Annotated in this window: 10 protein-coding genes, 40 tRNA genes and 1 rRNA gene; 2 read left to right on the forward strand and 49 right to left on the reverse strand. The window is 42.3% G+C overall.

Features of this window, described 5'->3' with window-relative positions; translation table 11 throughout:
• Positions 1–62: 62 nt before the first annotated feature.
• The 4 genes from menB to MKX47_RS14735 all read right to left on the reverse strand — a co-directional run bounded on the left by menB (position 63) and on the right by MKX47_RS14735 (position 4,864).
• Positions 63–887, reverse strand: coding sequence for a 1,4-dihydroxy-2-naphthoyl-CoA synthase (gene menB, locus MKX47_RS14720; protein WP_340775621.1), 825 nt, complete (start codon positions 885–887; stop codon positions 63–65).
• A 77-nt stretch (positions 888–964) separates the two neighbouring features.
• On the reverse strand, positions 965–1,774 hold the full coding sequence (gene menH / locus MKX47_RS14725; RefSeq protein WP_340775623.1) for a 2-succinyl-6-hydroxy-2,4-cyclohexadiene-1-carboxylate synthase: 810 nt from the start codon (positions 1,772–1,774) through the stop codon (positions 965–967).
• Positions 1,756–3,489 (reverse strand): 2-succinyl-5-enolpyruvyl-6-hydroxy-3-cyclohexene-1-carboxylic-acid synthase, encoded by a 1,734-nt coding sequence (gene menD, locus MKX47_RS14730; protein WP_340775625.1) that lies wholly within the window; start codon positions 3,487–3,489, stop codon positions 1,756–1,758. The genes menH and menD overlap by 19 nt, the downstream gene beginning before the upstream one ends.
• Positions 3,482–4,864, reverse strand: coding sequence for an isochorismate synthase (locus tag MKX47_RS14735; RefSeq protein WP_340775628.1), 1,383 nt, complete (start codon positions 4,862–4,864; stop codon positions 3,482–3,484). The genes menD and MKX47_RS14735 overlap by 8 nt, the downstream gene beginning before the upstream one ends.
• A 244-nt stretch (positions 4,865–5,108) precedes the next feature.
• Here MKX47_RS14735 and MKX47_RS14740 point away from each other — a divergent pair, with 244 nt between their 5' ends.
• The gene (locus MKX47_RS14740) at positions 5,109–6,029 is read left to right on the forward strand and encodes a 1,4-dihydroxy-2-naphthoate polyprenyltransferase (RefSeq protein WP_340775631.1); all 921 of its coding nucleotides are present in this window, start codon (positions 5,109–5,111) and stop codon (positions 6,027–6,029) included.
• Between the two features lie 54 nt (positions 6,030–6,083).
• Here the strand turns inward: MKX47_RS14740 and MKX47_RS14745 are convergent, their stop codons facing one another.
• From MKX47_RS14745 to MKX47_RS14860, 24 genes are all read right to left on the reverse strand, one after another.
• On the reverse strand, positions 6,084–6,839 hold the full coding sequence (locus tag MKX47_RS14745; protein WP_340775634.1) for a MerR family transcriptional regulator: 756 nt from the start codon (positions 6,837–6,839) through the stop codon (positions 6,084–6,086).
• A gap of 664 nt (positions 6,840–7,503) precedes the next feature.
• Complete coding sequence (locus tag MKX47_RS14750; protein WP_340775636.1) at positions 7,504–7,764, reverse strand: hypothetical protein; 261 nt, start codon at positions 7,762–7,764, stop codon at positions 7,504–7,506.
• Positions 7,765–7,795: 31 nt separating this feature from the next.
• Complete coding sequence (locus MKX47_RS14755; RefSeq protein WP_340775639.1) at positions 7,796–7,972, reverse strand: hypothetical protein; 177 nt, start codon at positions 7,970–7,972, stop codon at positions 7,796–7,798.
• A gap of 234 nt (positions 7,973–8,206) precedes the next feature.
• Positions 8,207–8,278, reverse strand: a tRNA-Glu gene (locus tag MKX47_RS14760).
• 2 nt (positions 8,279–8,280) lie between these two features.
• Positions 8,281–8,371: transfer RNA gene (locus MKX47_RS14765), tRNA-Ser, on the reverse strand.
• 11 nt (positions 8,372–8,382) lie between these two features.
• Positions 8,383–8,458, reverse strand: a tRNA-Asn gene (locus tag MKX47_RS14770).
• A gap of 10 nt (positions 8,459–8,468) precedes the next feature.
• Positions 8,469–8,545, reverse strand: a tRNA-Ile gene (locus MKX47_RS14775).
• A 15-nt stretch (positions 8,546–8,560) separates the two neighbouring features.
• Positions 8,561–8,634: transfer RNA gene (locus MKX47_RS14780), tRNA-Gly, on the reverse strand.
• A 3-nt stretch (positions 8,635–8,637) separates the two neighbouring features.
• Positions 8,638–8,713: transfer RNA gene (locus MKX47_RS14785), tRNA-Phe, on the reverse strand.
• Between the two features lie 9 nt (positions 8,714–8,722).
• Positions 8,723–8,798 (reverse strand) — tRNA-Asp (locus tag MKX47_RS14790).
• A gap of 3 nt (positions 8,799–8,801) precedes the next feature.
• Positions 8,802–8,876: transfer RNA gene (locus MKX47_RS14795), tRNA-Met, on the reverse strand.
• A 132-nt stretch (positions 8,877–9,008) separates the two neighbouring features.
• Positions 9,009–9,101: transfer RNA gene (locus MKX47_RS14800), tRNA-Ser, on the reverse strand.
• 19 nt (positions 9,102–9,120) lie between these two features.
• Positions 9,121–9,197 (reverse strand) — tRNA-Ile (locus MKX47_RS14805).
• 6 nt (positions 9,198–9,203) lie between these two features.
• A tRNA-Met gene (locus MKX47_RS14810) sits at positions 9,204–9,277 on the reverse strand.
• A 26-nt stretch (positions 9,278–9,303) separates the two neighbouring features.
• Positions 9,304–9,379, reverse strand: a tRNA-Ala gene (locus tag MKX47_RS14815).
• A 7-nt stretch (positions 9,380–9,386) separates the two neighbouring features.
• Positions 9,387–9,463, reverse strand: a tRNA-Pro gene (locus MKX47_RS14820).
• Positions 9,464–9,469: 6 nt separating this feature from the next.
• A tRNA-Arg gene (locus MKX47_RS14825) sits at positions 9,470–9,546 on the reverse strand.
• Between the two features lie 21 nt (positions 9,547–9,567).
• A tRNA-Leu gene (locus MKX47_RS14830) sits at positions 9,568–9,656 on the reverse strand.
• 4 nt (positions 9,657–9,660) lie between these two features.
• Positions 9,661–9,735: transfer RNA gene (locus MKX47_RS14835), tRNA-Gly, on the reverse strand.
• A gap of 43 nt (positions 9,736–9,778) precedes the next feature.
• Positions 9,779–9,863 (reverse strand) — tRNA-Leu (locus MKX47_RS14840).
• 13 nt (positions 9,864–9,876) lie between these two features.
• A tRNA-Lys gene (locus MKX47_RS14845) sits at positions 9,877–9,952 on the reverse strand.
• Positions 9,953–9,960: 8 nt separating this feature from the next.
• Positions 9,961–10,036 (reverse strand) — tRNA-Thr (locus MKX47_RS14850).
• 10 nt (positions 10,037–10,046) lie between these two features.
• Positions 10,047–10,122: transfer RNA gene (locus MKX47_RS14855), tRNA-Val, on the reverse strand.
• 581 nt (positions 10,123–10,703) lie between these two features.
• Positions 10,704–11,684 carry an MBL fold metallo-hydrolase gene (locus MKX47_RS14860; RefSeq protein WP_340775642.1) on the reverse strand — a complete coding sequence of 327 codons (981 nt, stop codon included), beginning with the start codon at positions 11,682–11,684 and terminating at the stop codon, positions 10,704–10,706.
• A gap of 112 nt (positions 11,685–11,796) precedes the next feature.
• Here MKX47_RS14860 and MKX47_RS14865 point away from each other — a divergent pair, with 112 nt between their 5' ends.
• Positions 11,797–12,975: a hypothetical protein gene (locus tag MKX47_RS14865; RefSeq protein ID WP_340775644.1), complete on the forward strand. Its 1,179-nt coding sequence runs from the start codon at positions 11,797–11,799 to the stop codon at positions 12,973–12,975.
• A gap of 117 nt (positions 12,976–13,092) precedes the next feature.
• Here the strand turns inward: MKX47_RS14865 and MKX47_RS14870 are convergent.
• The 21 genes from MKX47_RS14870 to rrf form a co-directional block, all read right to left on the reverse strand.
• Positions 13,093–13,164 (reverse strand) — tRNA-Glu (locus MKX47_RS14870).
• 2 nt (positions 13,165–13,166) lie between these two features.
• A tRNA-Ser gene (locus MKX47_RS14875) sits at positions 13,167–13,257 on the reverse strand.
• 11 nt (positions 13,258–13,268) lie between these two features.
• Positions 13,269–13,344, reverse strand: a tRNA-Asn gene (locus MKX47_RS14880).
• A 10-nt stretch (positions 13,345–13,354) separates the two neighbouring features.
• Positions 13,355–13,431, reverse strand: a tRNA-Ile gene (locus tag MKX47_RS14885).
• Positions 13,432–13,446: 15 nt separating this feature from the next.
• A tRNA-Gly gene (locus tag MKX47_RS14890) sits at positions 13,447–13,520 on the reverse strand.
• 3 nt (positions 13,521–13,523) lie between these two features.
• Positions 13,524–13,599, reverse strand: a tRNA-Phe gene (locus tag MKX47_RS14895).
• Between the two features lie 9 nt (positions 13,600–13,608).
• A tRNA-Asp gene (locus tag MKX47_RS14900) sits at positions 13,609–13,684 on the reverse strand.
• Between the two features lie 3 nt (positions 13,685–13,687).
• A tRNA-Met gene (locus MKX47_RS14905) sits at positions 13,688–13,762 on the reverse strand.
• 67 nt (positions 13,763–13,829) lie between these two features.
• Positions 13,830–13,922 (reverse strand) — tRNA-Ser (locus tag MKX47_RS14910).
• Between the two features lie 19 nt (positions 13,923–13,941).
• Positions 13,942–14,018, reverse strand: a tRNA-Ile gene (locus MKX47_RS14915).
• A gap of 6 nt (positions 14,019–14,024) precedes the next feature.
• Positions 14,025–14,098 (reverse strand) — tRNA-Met (locus MKX47_RS14920).
• A gap of 26 nt (positions 14,099–14,124) precedes the next feature.
• A tRNA-Ala gene (locus MKX47_RS14925) sits at positions 14,125–14,200 on the reverse strand.
• Between the two features lie 7 nt (positions 14,201–14,207).
• Positions 14,208–14,284 (reverse strand) — tRNA-Pro (locus MKX47_RS14930).
• Positions 14,285–14,290: 6 nt separating this feature from the next.
• Positions 14,291–14,367: transfer RNA gene (locus MKX47_RS14935), tRNA-Arg, on the reverse strand.
• A gap of 21 nt (positions 14,368–14,388) precedes the next feature.
• Positions 14,389–14,477: transfer RNA gene (locus MKX47_RS14940), tRNA-Leu, on the reverse strand.
• A gap of 4 nt (positions 14,478–14,481) precedes the next feature.
• Positions 14,482–14,556, reverse strand: a tRNA-Gly gene (locus MKX47_RS14945).
• A gap of 43 nt (positions 14,557–14,599) precedes the next feature.
• A tRNA-Leu gene (locus MKX47_RS14950) sits at positions 14,600–14,684 on the reverse strand.
• Between the two features lie 13 nt (positions 14,685–14,697).
• Positions 14,698–14,773, reverse strand: a tRNA-Lys gene (locus tag MKX47_RS14955).
• Positions 14,774–14,780: 7 nt separating this feature from the next.
• Positions 14,781–14,856, reverse strand: a tRNA-Thr gene (locus MKX47_RS14960).
• A 10-nt stretch (positions 14,857–14,866) separates the two neighbouring features.
• A tRNA-Val gene (locus MKX47_RS14965) sits at positions 14,867–14,942 on the reverse strand.
• A gap of 9 nt (positions 14,943–14,951) precedes the next feature.
• Positions 14,952–15,067: ribosomal RNA gene (rrf, locus tag MKX47_RS14970) — 5S ribosomal RNA — on the reverse strand.
• Positions 15,068–15,118: the final 51 nt, after the last annotated feature.

The raw sequence follows: 15,118 nt of genomic DNA on the forward strand, positions 1-15,118 counted from the left end.
CCTTCAATCACTAAAAAAAGAGCACACCTAAGTATGCTCTTTTTCCGAAAATCACAAACGAATCAAGGGAAACGTGGGAATTGACCGAAGTCAGGTTGACGTTTTTCCTTGAATGCGTCACGACCTTCTTTTGCTTCATCTGTTGTGTAGTAAAGAAGCGTCGCGTCACCAGCTAGCTGTTGGATACCCGCTAAGCCGTCTGTATCTGCGTTCATAGCAGCTTTTAAGAAACGTAAAGCAGTTGGAGACATTTGTAGCATCTCTTCACACCATTTTACTGTTTCATCTTCTAACTCTGCGTAAGGAACAACTGTGTTAACTAAGCCCATTTCAAGTGCTTGCTGCGCATCGTATTGACGGCATAAGTACCAGATTTCACGCGCTTTTTTGTGACCTACGATACGAGCTAAGTAGCCAGAACCGTAACCAGCGTCGAATGAACCAACTTTTGGTCCAGTTTGTCCGAAGCGTGCATTGTCAGCAGCAATTGTTAAGTCACATACTACATGTAATACGTGGCCGCCACCGATTGCATAACCTGCAACCATTGCTACGACTGGCTTAGGAATTTTACGGATTAATGTTTGTAAATCTAATACGTTTAAACGAGGAATATTGTCGTCGCCTACATAACCACCGTTACCGCGAACTTTTTGGTCGCCGCCTGAGCAGAATGCATGCTCGCCTTCACCTGTTAAAATAATTGTACCAACGCGCTCATCGTCACGTGCACGTGTGAATGCGTCGATCATTTCCGCTGTTGTTTTTGGACGGAATGCGTTGCGAACTTCTGGACGGTTAATCGTAATTTTTGCGATCCCGTTATAGAACTCATACTTAATATCTTCGTAAGTATGTAAAGTTGTCCATAGACGTTGCTTTGTCATCGATAGTTCCTCCTATTTGTCAATATGCTTAGTATAAGCAATTATTTAGTATTAACTTAAGTTTTTATGAACAAAAGTTAAATCATTTCCTCTACTATTGTAGCAAACTTTAGCGGATTTTCCACATGAATTGCGTGTCCAACTGCCGGAATTATGAGATGTTGTGCATGAATCAGTAAGTTTTGCATCTTTTCATTCAGCGCAACAAACTTTTGATCCAGCTCTCCTGTAAGCAAGGTTACAGCTATTGGCAATTTAGCTAAATCATCCCAAAGATTCGGCATGACACCTGTGCCCATGCCGCGCAGGCTATTTGCTAAGCCGATTTCTCGCTGACTCAAGCGCTCGTTGCGAATTTCTTGCTGCACAGCCTCATTCAGTCGCTTTTGCGAGGCAAATAACGGAATGTTCTCCCACTTCTCAACAAATGATTCAATGCCATTATGTAGGATTTTCTCAGCTAATTGATCATCCGCTTGTTTGCGTGCCGCGCGCTCTTGTACGTGCTGTAATCCCGGTGAGGCACTTTCTAATAGTAAATGCTCTAGATTTTGCGGGTGCTTCACTGCATAGCTTAGCGCCACACGTCCGCCCATGGAATAGCCGAGCAATGTAAATTTTTGCGCATGTAACTGTTGAAATAGACCATGCAATAGATCCACCTGAAAATCCATTGCATACGCTTCGATATCTTCAGGCGCAGACGTTTCCCCATGCCCGATTAAATCGACCATAATACAGCGCACAGTGGTCGGTAAAGCCTGGACAACATGCTGCCACGTTTTTGTACTGCCGGTAAAGCCGTGCAATAGGACAAGTGTTTTTGTCCCCTGTGGATTTACCTCCTCGACAAATACATCAAGTCCGTTTACAGCATATCGAGCCATTGCTCAATCACCTCGTTAATACGCGTCCATAATGCACGATGCTCTTTCACATTTTCCTCGCGATTTGTAAATACTTCAATTAGCTTTAACGCTTGCTGTTTTTCTGAAGTGATCGCTGCAGCAAATTGCTCCTTTGATGTCACTTTCACATATTCCATCTCATACATGGAAGCGACTTGCTCAAATGTTAACGCTGTCGGAGTACCGAATAACTCTTCATAATGCGCCTCGACCTTTGCCTGAGGTAAATATGAAAAAATACCGCCACCATCATTATTTAATACAACGACTGTTACATCACATTGCTGGTAACGACTTGCGATAAACGCATTGGCATCATGTAAAAATGCTAAATCACCAATTAATAAATACGTTTGACGATTCCCTCGCCCATTACTAAAGCCAAGAGCGGTTGACGTCACCCCGTCAATTCCATTTGCACCACGATTGGCAAACACTTGGATATCCTGATTCATCACAGGTAAAAACGTATCAATATCACGAATCGGCATACTGCTGCTCACAAAAATATCCGAGCCTTCAACTAAGCTTTCTAGCATCAATTGAACATAAGCTCCTTCATCACCTGCTGTTTGCCCATATTTAGCAATAACATCTGCCGCGAGTAAATCCGCCGTTTTCCAAAATTCAATATAGGCAAGCTCTGTTGCAACGTGGTCTAATTCGATTTCACTTAACCACGCACCTGGTAATGCATGGATGAAATGCGTCGAGCTATGCGTTGAATCACGGAACATCGGGTCTTCATCGATAATGATGTAATGCAGCGGATTGGCTTGTGCAATAAACTGCATTAAAAACTTCGATACTGGCTGTGCACCAAATCGAATAACGGTTTGTGGACGTACATTGCGTTTAAAGCGCTCGTTTTTCATTAAGGCGTCATAGGTAGTGATGGCAAACACTTGGCAATCTTCCGGTACTTCAGTACGTAAATTCGACAAGCTTTCAATCATCACTGGCCATTTCAGCTCGCGCACAAAATTCCATAATGTAGTTGTATCTGTTCCTAAAGGGAGCTCACCAACTACAATCATCCCGTTTTTTGTTTGCTCAATAATGGCTGTCAATTCCGCAATCGTTTGCTTAGAAGGCACTAAGTCATTTGTGAAGCTTTTAACGAAGCTTGCGCGCGGTAATTTAGTTTTAAAATCAATGACTAATGGCTCACGGAACGGAATATTGAGATGCACCGGCCCAAATGGCGCTGTCATAGCAATCGTAACCGCGCGTGCTGTATGGCGCTCAATATATGGAATTGTTTGTGGTGCCTCGTCTGGAATTGGGAACTCCGCCGACCATTTAACGTGTTGACCATATAGACGCACTTGATTAATCGTTTGCGGTGCGCCCACTTCACGTAACTCATGTGGACGATCTGCTGTTAATACAATGAGCGGTACACGCGCATACTTCGCTTCGACAATGGCTGGATAGTAGTTGGCTGCGGCTGTTCCAGATGTACATAACAGCACTACTGGTTTTGCTGTCGCCTTTGCTAAACCTAACGCATAAAAGCCAGCTGCACGTTCATCGATTTGACGGTGCAAAGTCAGCTCTTTCGTTGAAGCAAAAGCATAGGCAAGCGGCGTTGAGCGCGAACCTGGGCTCACAACTACTTGCTCAACACCTGATGCAACAAGTGACGCGACAATTTGGTACACATAATTGGATAGCACTTCACGTTCATTCATGCAATTGTCCCCCTAGCGCTCGTAGCATCGGTCTAAATTTCACGAGCGTTTCTTCGTATTCTGACTGTGGCTTGGAGTCAGCAACAATGCCACCACCCGCATATAAATAAGCTTTGTCTTGTACAAGTGCTGCAGAGCGAATCGCCACTGCGAACTCCCCGTTGCCATCTGCGTCTAACCAACCAATCGGTGCTGCATAGAGTCCACGGTTCATCGGCTCGTATTGGCGAATCATTTGCATAGCTGCTTCCCGTGGTACGCCCCCAAGTGCTGGTGTTGGATGTAAATGCTTCACAAGCTGTAAAATCGTTGCGCCGGCATTGAGTTGTCCTTCTACCGGTGTATATAAATGCTGAATATCTCGGATTTTTAAGAGCTTCGGCCCATTCGGAATTTTGACGTCACGACAATTTTCTTCAAATGTATCGGTAATCATTTCTACTACATAATGATGCTCCCCACGGTTTTTCGCATCGTTTAGTAGGCTATTCCCTAATGCTTCATCTTGCTCGGCTGTTTGTCCGCGCTTAATGGAGCCCGCCACACAGGATGAGAACGCACGTCCGTTATTTACCTTTACTAGACGTTCTGGCGATGCTCCGTAAAATAGCATCTCCTCATGCTCTAAGCCAAATAAGTAACTTTCTGGCTGCTCATGTGCCACATGCGATAAAATTTGTGGAGATGTAATCGCTTCCTCAAATTGTAATGCTAAAGAACGCGCAATCACTACCTTTTGCGCCTCATTAGCTTTAATTAATGTCGTCACCTGATCGATTGATTGTAAATATTCTTCTTTAAAGGGTTCTGCGTAATTGATCATTGTTGGCTTCGCATAAGTTTTGACTTCCTTCACTTGCGCAGCATGAATTAATTCATCACGCTCTTTACGTAATGTTTCAAATGTTTGTGCACTATTGGCTTCATTTGTAATAAGATTGATTGTCACAAATACTTGGTCATTGCGAATCACTAATTGATGCGTTGCCACTGTAAAATAGCTTTGAGGAAAATTCGCCCATTCCCCCGCTACTTCGTTTTGTGGGTCAAATGTAAAACCACCAAACAATATTGGTTGCAGATGCTGGTCTTCTTGCACAATTTGACTTGTTAACTGTTTCCACTCGTTTTCCACCTGCTCAAAACGCTTGGTACCTTCATTATTTTCAATTATATAGGCATGTCCTAAACCGACTAATGTGAAAGTTTTCTCACGGTTTTGCCAAAAGTTTCGTTGCCCTTTATACTTCGCCTCGCCTGCAGCAAAAAATGCCAGTGCCGATAAGCGACTAACTTCGATTGTTTCCATATAAAAAATCTGCTTTGAATTCGAGCCTACTTCGATTTCAGTGGCATTGTACCACTTGTGTTGCATGAAAATTCCCTCCGTCATGTTGCAAATTCACTAGTATGATGCAAGTTGCGTTTTTTATTTCAAAAACACATTAAATTTTTTAACTATTTGCTCACTTTATTTGCGTTCGTTCTATAAATAATACCTTTCCTATCATACCATTTTTCGTACAAACGTTACATGTATTCACGCTTCACTCTGTTCTTTTTGTTTCTTTTTCGATACAATGATGAAAGATTGATTTGAAGTTAGGAGAGTTTTTACTATGACAAAGGTCATTGAAGCGGACAAAGGCTTTAAAGTTTGGTGGCATTTAACGCGTCCCCATACATTAACTGCCTCTTTTGTTCCTGTACTTTTAGGTACAGCGATTGCTCTTGCAGTCAATTATGAAACGATTAATTTCGGGCTATTTTTCGCCATGCTCCTTGCAAGTATGCTCATTCAGGCAGCAACGAATATGTTTAATGAATACTATGACTATAAGCTTGGCCTAGACAACGAACACTCCGTTGGTATTGGCGGGACAATTGTTCGTCACGGCGTCGCACCAAAAACGATTATGGGCATTGCCTTAACCTTTTACTTCCTTGCCATGCTACTTGGTTTTTATATTTGTGCCATGACTTCTTGGTGGTTAGTTGTAGTTGGGCTTGTATGTATGCTCATTGGCTTTTTATATACAGGTGGTCCTTACCCAATTGCATATTCTCCGTTTGGCGAGCTTGTTTCCGGGGCAGTGATGGGCATGGGGATTGTGCTAATTGCCTTTTTCATTCAAACAAGAGATGTCACACTAGAGGCGGTCCTTATTTCAGTACCTAGTATGATTTTAGTCGGGGCGATTATGCTATCGAATAATATTCGTGACATCTTAGGCGATACAGAAGGCGGGCGCAAAACAATGGCTATTTTAGTTGGACGTCGTAATGCCGTCACGATTTTAGCGGCGTTCTTTATTGTTTCTTATGTATGGATTATCGGCTTAGTTGTCATTGGCGACTTAACACCATGGGCATTACTCGTATTTCTAAGTGCGAAGAAGCCTATTGAAGCGGTCAAACTATTCCGCGCGAAGGAAAAACCATTAGAAGTTATGCCTGCCATGAAATACACGGCGCAAACAAATACGATATTTGGTTTCCTATTAGCAATTGGACTATTAGCTTCGTATTTATTTTATTAATAAAAGCTGTTCGGGGCGTCGTTTATTACGCCTTGAACAGCTTTTTTTATAATCTTATAGTTTTGCATAAACTGCAATGGCATCAGCTAAAAATTGCGTTGCCCCTTGCCCAACTCGGCTGTCATAATAATCGATAAATCGCTCATCGTAAATATACATTTGCGCTAAACCAGCATGTGCTTCTTTCGTATATTTTGCCCAGTGAAAGCTTAACCAGCGCTTATGCAGTTCCGCAACCTCCATTGCAATTTCCGTTGAGGCATCCCCGCTTGCCAACGCTTCCTTTAAACGAGCAAATAATTGCTGTTCCAGCTGTTGATTGGCTTCATATTGAGCTTCAGTCATTTGCTTCAATTTCTGATTGCTTGCATTCGCCATTTCCTCCCCATATTTTTCACGAATTTCTTGCCCGTACGCTTGCTCATTGTCTTCAATTAGTTTATTTTTAAATGCTTCAAATTTTTGTTCGTTTGACATTGATACTTCCCCTTCCATCGATTGGATTGTTTTTTCAATTGTTTCAAGTAGACCATCTAAATAATTTCTCTTTTGCTCCAGTAGCGCCTGCTGATTGATAAGCGCTGCTTTCACATCAAAGCTCTCATCCTCAAGCAGCCCCTTGATTTGCTCTAACTTAAAATCAAGCTCGCGATAAAACAAAATTTGCTGTAAGCGATCAATATCCGATTGATTGTACTGACGATAGCCATTTTGCTCCACCACTGAAGGCTTTAACAAACCAATTTCATCATAGTATCGAAGCGTGCGTGCACTCACACCCGATAGTTTCACTAACTCATTAATAAGCATGTCATCACCTCTACGTAGTACTATAAAGTGTAACGTAACGTGAAGGTCAATACGAAATAAAAACTTTTTTGAACTTTTTTAGTCGGTTCATTCTCTCACATATAGAAGATTGAATTTAACCGTTCCTTTTGCTTCAATTCCAGAAGCGATGGTTGGACCAAAAGAATTAAAGATTATAAACGTTTTAAATAATGTTGATTCGACGCAAGTTACAATCAGCTCCGAACAACGAAAGTTTTCCATCATAGTGATGAAAATCATACGCGCCCATTGCTATTTGATACCACTAGATGTAGCAAGTACATTAATTATTAAAATATGTACTTCCTCGAACAACAAAACGATGGATTTGGCCATCAACTTATGTAGGTTAGGGCCATTTAGGATATACAAATTCCTGTATTTTATTTCATTACTCACGTCGCTTGACATGGAGCCTCTATCGGTATGAATTCAGCTAATGAATCCAAGCAGGAAGCTTAGCTGGCTTGATAGCCTATCATACCGAAACCTCCATATCAAGCGTAGCTATGCAGAATATTATGCAGGTACTTCATGGCCGTTACATACATTTCTTATTTGCCATACCCAAACGATACAATCGCCATCCCGATTAACTAATAAAAGCACAGACATGAAGTTGGCTATTTCATGTCTGTGCTCTTTATTTTAACAATGTTTGAAGCTTTTCAATAAATGGTTTCAAATAATCTTGAGGAAGTGCCTGCATATCAGCTAAGCTAATTTCCTGACTATCACTCACTTTTTCATCCCCCTGATAATAATAGCCTGTCACCAATGCACTTTTATTGGTATCTTTTGCTATATTAAAAAGATCCATCAATTTCATATAATATATGCCATCTAATTCTTCTCTTTGAATTTGAAATGTATCCAATCCATTTGTTATTTCATAAATAAACACATGCGCAAACTCATAATCTTTAATTTTTTCATTATGTATCGTATAAGGAATGACACCCTAACGCTTTTAGCTCTTCAAAAGCTATATTTATTCCCAATTCCTCATACAGCTCTCTTACACCATCTAAAACCGTTTCTGTCGCCAATAAATACCCTGCTGCTGTTATATCAAATTGATTGGGATAATCCTTTTTCAACTTACTACGCAATTGTAAATAGATCTTCCACTCATCTGCTATTTTTTCTATTATCTAGCAATGAAACACTTCATGCCAATAGCCCTTAGCATGTACTTCATCTCGAATTGCCTCACCAATTTTATGATAATGCTCATCAAAAATTGCCAAGCGTTCTATCATGCCTATCACCGCCTCTATTATTATGAGTATTAAAAAACGCTAAGCAAAAAAAATCTGCTTAGCGTTTTATTTTTCAATTATGTATGACCCGTACGGGATTCGAACCCGTGTTACCGCCGTGAAAGGGCGGTGTCTTAACCGCTTGACCAACGGGCCTATGGCGGAGACAGAGGGATTTGAACCCTCGCGCCGGTTACCCGACCTACACCCTTAGCAGGGGCGCCTCTTCAGCCTCTTGAGTATGTCCCCATAAATACATATGGCTCCGAAGGCAGGACTCGAACCTGCGACCTGCCGGTTAACAGCCGGATGCTCTACCAACTGAGCTACTTCGGAATAATTTATATGGTGGGCCTAAATGGACTCGAACCATCGACCTCACGCTTATCAGGCGTGCGCTCTAACCAGCTGAGCTATAGGCCCTCTTTTTTATAAAACTGGAGCGGGTGATCGGAATCGAACCGACAACATCAGCTTGGAAGGCTGAGGTTTTACCACTAAACTACACCCGCATATGGTGGGTTTGGACGGAATCGAACCGCCGACACTTAGAGCTTCAATCTAATGCTCTACCAACTGAGCTACAAACCCACAAAAAAATGGCGGTCCCGACCGGGATCGAACCGGCGATCTCCTGCGTGACAGGCAGGCATGTTAACCGCTACACCACGGGACCTTTTGGTTGCGGGGACAGGACTTGAACCTGTGACCTTCGGGTTATGAGCCCGACGAGCTACCACTGCTCCACCCCGCGATAATAATATCACTTTGTCTTATTGTATCCTCACGTTTTAATTGGTTGGCAGCCACTTCTTTGAAGCTGCTGCTAATCGCTATCTTCGTTTAGCGATTTGCTCCACCCCGCGATAATACTATTTAATTAAAATGGAGGAGGTAGAGGGATTCGAACCCCCGCGCGGTGTTACCCGCCTGTCGGTTTTCAAGACCGATCCCTTCAGCCGAACTTGGGTATACCTCCGAGATGTTTATATGTTTACTGGTGGACCTTACAGGACTCGAACCTGTGACCGGACGGTTATGAGCCGTCTGCTCTAACCAACTGAGCTAAAGGTCCTTAAGATGGCTACCGAGGGAGTCGAACCCACGACCTTTCGGGTATGAACCGAATGCTCTAGCCAGCTGAGCTAGGTAGCCAGGATCTTTATTTTGGTTATTTATTATGGTGGAGCCTAGCGGGATCGAACCGCTGACCTCCTGCGTGCAAGGCAGGCGCTCTCCCAGCTGAGCTAAGGCCCCATTATAATGGTCGGAATGACAGGATTCGAACCTACGACCCCTTGGTCCCAAACCAAGTGCTCTACCAAGCTGAGCTACATTCCGATAATCTGGCGCGCCCGGCAGGAGTCGAACCCACAACCTTCTGATCCGTAGTCAGACGCTCTATCCAATTGAGCTACGGGCGCTATAACGTTTTTTTTGAAAAATGGTGCCGAGGGCCGGAATCGAACCGGCACGGTGATCACTCACCGCAGGATTTTAAGTCCTGTGCGTCTGCCAGTTCCGCCACCCCGGCATTTTGGAGCGGAAGACGAGGTTCGAACTCGCGACCCCCACCTTGGCAAGGTGGTGTTCTACCACTGAACTACTTCCGCAAAATGCTTAAGATATTTTTTATCTGACAGTTATGAAATTATATGGTGCGGGTGAAGGGAGTCGAACCCCCACGCCTTGCGGCGCTAGATCCTAAGTCTAGTGCGTCTGCCAATTCCGCCACACCCGCTAAAGCAAATTACTGGTGAGCCATGAAGGACTCGAACCTTCGACCCTCTGATTAAAAGTCAGATGCTCTACCGACTGAGCTAATGGCTCTCTAAAAATGGTGCCGGCGAAAGGAGTCGAACCCTCGACCTACTGATTACAAGTCAGTTGCTCTACCAACTGAGCTACACCGGCATTTTAGATATGGTGGAGGATGACGGGCTCGAACCGCCGACCCCCTGCTTGTAAGGCAGGTGCTCTCCCAGCTGAGCTAATCCTCCTGGGTAATATTGTTACATTTCGTAACTGCCCTTTCACTTAAGGACAAGATTTATAATATCAGTATTCATAAAAAAATGCAATGTTTTTTTGAAATCTTTTTTATAAATTATATTTATTTCAAAGTTTCCCATTAAACAACCTTATAAGCCAATGAAAACGATTTCTTGGCATAACGAAATTTTAATATGAATACCCATTTTTTTCAACAGTTGTTTTGCATTTTTATAAAAGAAATTTCTATCATTAACTATTTAACTGTCTGTAAGAAGACTAAAACCCCCTTTTTAGTTTCAATTTACAATTATGTATTCTTCCTACTTTTTGACCGTATAACCTACTGATGTGCAAAATTGGCGTATTTTCCTAGACGCCTAAAAAAATAATTGCTATTGTACACTTATCCTTTAAAGCCCTTTTATTTCAACATTTTCCTAGTAAGAAAACAACAAAAACTACTAGTAATCAGCTAAAATAAACAGCTGCTTACGACTTGCTGACCTCCATTTAACAGTAGATAATAACCTTTGTTTAAACATATAGTTTTCTCTAATTAATTTATAATTATCACATTAACACAAATTCAAACGCTTCGAAATGTTATTTGTCCGTCACGCTGTACGCTTTCCACAAACCCTAAAATTTCAGCAAAATAAACATAGCCAATGACTTCTGATAAGATAAGCGTTGGTATCTTATGTAGTAAATCTCCATAAAGAGCACTCGCCAGTTTCAAGACTGTCTCATTACCTTTATCAATCTGTTTCACAATCCGCTGCACTTTATAATCAATTTTCTCAATATTCAATTGTGCCACTTCAGCAAATTGATCAAATACGGCTTCATGTCCTGCAAATACTGTTGATACCGAATATTTTTGGCATTGCTCAATAGATTGACGTTGCTGTAAGACAGTTGGAAGTAATGATTTTTCGGAATCAAAATCAATTAATGCATTTGTCGTTCCCTTTTCAATCATGAAATCTCCCGTAAATAACCAACCACATTCTTCATCATAGAGAGATATCGAATCCAATGAGTGCCCTGGCGTTTCCAAAGCCTTTAACTCTCCAACATAATCATTTGCTTGTATTGGCTCAATCACAGACTGGATGCGTAGGCCGCCATCATTATGTAATGTTTGCTGCATTTTCTCTATACGTGACGCCATCACTTCAGCACAACCGTAACGTTCATACAGCTCCTGATAAAATTGGATTTTGGTCTTTTGATACGCTGGTGTCAATGCTAATCGCTCTAATGCAAGAGGATGCGCAAATACCGGAATTTGTTTTTTCTCAATAATTTTATTAACCATACCAATATGATCAACATGATGATGGGTCAAAATGATTTGTTCGATATCCATTATGTTTAAACCATATGTAGCAAGCTGTTCTTCAAAAAAAATCTGATATTCAGCTGAATCAATCCCCGCATCTATCAATGTCAGCTTATTCTGATGTTCATATAGATAACAATTAATATTATTCATTTGTCCGTACCGTATTGGATAAATAATAGGATATACTTTTTTAGCCTTACATTCAAAAACTGCGCACATCGCTATACCTCCTCTATTTTTCAAAAGCTATATTTGTTATAATTTTCAAAAAGTCAGTTATTATTGAACAAAAGTATATCGTTATAAAACCTATTTGAAAAGGAGTAATTTAATGACTGCCATTCCATCTACAATTCAGCAATATGTCTCCACAGCACGCCTACATAATTTCTGGCCAAATTTTAAACCTGTAGCCTATGCCATTTATAACGAACTGGAGGTTACATTATTTAATCATCCACGCTGTAACGGAGATAACTATATTACAATAACTAAAACAGACCAATTTAACGCCTGTACGCTTATTTTATTCGATCAATATCCAACCGCAATCGTCGATGAACAGCTATTTTCTACATTTGAAGATATGTATGCTGTGCTTATCCACGAATTATTTCATGGCTATCAATATTCTTATGGTGAAACACGCTTTCCTGACGAATTAATAGGCTTAGATTATTTATTATGTGAAAATAATATTTCATTACGTATTGAAGAACAAAAGGCATTATACAAAGCATTGCAATTTGACCAGCTTGCTGCTCTATATGACTTCATCGCCCTTAGAAAGGTCCGAATCACACTATTTCCTCAAGAAACAATCTATGAAGCTGCCATTGAAACAATTGAAGGTCCTGCATATTATATCGAAAATAAGGCATTCCAGGACATTGCAGCAGACAAATACGAACAGTATATTGAAAAAAGTTTATACATTCTAACTGACGCTTTCGAAAGCCATTTACATATCCGTAAAAGTTGTTACAGTACTGGTCTTGCTATGTGCTTACTTCTTGATCGCTATGCAACAGATTGGCATCAGCAATTTATCCAATCAGAATATAGCTTATTCGATTTTTTCGAATCCTTTTTTCCAAATGTACAATCCAATATATCGCTACCAAGTTACAACCAATTATCAAAAATGATTATTCAAAAAGTTAGTGATTTAAAGCAATCTGACTTTGAACAATTTGACCAATCGATTGGATATAAACTTGTTATTACTGGTACTTTAACAGCTGTAGCCTTTGACCCAATGAATATTACAATACACAATAGCGAAGCCATCCATTTTAATTTCATCAAAATATTAAATGGAATCACGCCCTATACAATTTCACAGCCTATAAAAACAACTTTTGCAGACAATTTTAAGCAAATCACTCGACTAGAACTTTACACGACAGAGAAGCCGATAATCGTTCAAAATCAGGTGATAATAGCCTCTCTCCAGCTTCCTTTCATTGATTTAAAAATAGATAATAATATTTTCTACCTAACAATTTAAGATGATTTTCTCGGTAATTTGTAGAAATTAGCCGCAATACGACTTGTTATCATTTTTTCAATATAAAAAACGCTAAGCAAGAAAAATCTGCTTAGCGTTTTACTTTTCATTTATGTATGACCCGTACGGGATTCGAACCCGTGTTACCGCCGTGAAAGGGCGGTGTCTTAACCGCTTGACCAACGGGCCTATGGCGGAGACAGAGGGATTTGAACCCTCGCGCCGGTTACCCGACCTACACCCTTAGCAGGGGCGCCTCTTCAGCCTCTTGAGTATGTCCCCATAAATACATATGGCTCCGAAGGCAGGACTCGAACCTGCGACCTGCCGGTTAACAGCCGGATGCTCTACCAACTGAGCTACTTCGGAATAATTTATATGGTGGGCCTAAATGGACTCGAACCATCGACCTCACGCTTATCAGGCGTGCGCTCTAACCAGCTGAGCTATAGGCCCTCTTTTTTATAAAACTGGAGCGGGTGATCGGAATCGAACCGACAACATCAGCTTGGAAGGCTGAGGTTTTACCACTAAACTACACCCGCATATGGTGGGTTTGGACGGAATCGAACCGCCGACACTTAGAGCTTCAATCTAATGCTCTACCAACTGAGCTACAAACCCACAAAAAAATGGCGGTCCCGACCGGGATCGAACCGGCGATCTCCTGCGTGACAGGCAGGCATGTTAACCGCTACACCACGGGACCTTTTGGTTGCGGGGACAGGACTTGAACCTGTGACCTTCGGGTTATGAGCCCGACGAGCTACCACTGCTCCACCCCGCGATAATACTATTACTTTTAGCTATTTGTTCCACTTCGAGGCTATATAAACTTATCCATTTTATTAAAATGGAGGAGGTAGAGGGATTCGAACCCCCGCGCGGTGTTACCCGCCTGTCGGTTTTCAAGACCGATCCCTTCAGCCGAACTTGGGTATACCTCCGAGATGTTTATATGTTTACTGGTGGACCTTACAGGACTCGAACCTGTGACCGGACGGTTATGAGCCGTCTGCTCTAACCAACTGAGCTAAAGGTCCTTAAGATGGCTACCGAGGGAGTCGAACCCACGACCTTTCGGGTATGAACCGAATGCTCTAGCCAGCTGAGCTAGGTAGCCAGGATCTTTATTTTGGTTATTTATTATGGTGGAGCCTAGCGGGATCGAACCGCTGACCTCCTGCGTGCAAGGCAGGCGCTCTCCCAGCTGAGCTAAGGCCCCATTATAATGGTCGGAATGACAGGATTCGAACCTACGACCCCTTGGTCCCAAACCAAGTGCTCTACCAAGCTGAGCTACATTCCGATAATCTGGCGCGCCCGACAGGAGTCGAACCCATAACCTTCTGATCCGTAGTCAGACGCTCTATCCAATTGAGCTACGGGCGCGCTATACTTAGTTAATTTAAATGGTGCCGAGGGCCGGAATCGAACCGGCACGGTGATCACTCACCGCAGGATTTTAAGTCCTGTGCGTCTGCCAGTTCCGCCACCCCGGCATTTTGGAGCGGAAGACGAGGTTCGAACTCGCGACCCCCACCTTGGCAAGGTGGTGTTCTACCACTGAACTACTTCCGCAAAATGCATAAGATATTTTTACTCTGACAGTTATAAAATTTAATGGTGCGGGTGAAGGGAGTCGAACCCCCACGCCGTTAGGCGCTAGATCCTAAGTCTAGTGCGTCTGCCAATTCCGCCACACCCGCTAAAGCAAATTACTGGTGAGCCATGAAGGACTCGAACCTTCGACCCTCTGATTAAAAGTCAGATGCTCTACCGACTGAGCTAATGGCTCTCTAAAATGGTGCCGGCGAAAGGAGTCGAACCCTCGACCTACTGATTACAAGTCAGTTGCTCTACCAACTGAGCTACACCGGCATTTTAGATATGGTGGAGGATGACGGGCTCGAACCGCCGACCCCCTGCTTGTAAGGCAGGTGCTCTCCCAGCTGAGCTAATCCTCCTGGGTAATAACCTAGCGATGTCCTACTCTCACAGGGGGAAACCCCCAACTACCATCGGCGCTAAAGAGCTTAACTTCCGTGTTCGGTATGGGAACGGGTGTGACCTCTTTGCCATCATCACTAGATTAAGTTGAAAGATTCATTCTTTCAAAACTGGATAAACGTTTCATTGATGT

The sequence above is a fragment of the Solibacillus sp. FSL R7-0668 genome, assembly GCF_038006205.1.
Classification (GTDB): Bacteria; Bacillota; Bacilli; order Bacillales_A; family Planococcaceae; genus Solibacillus.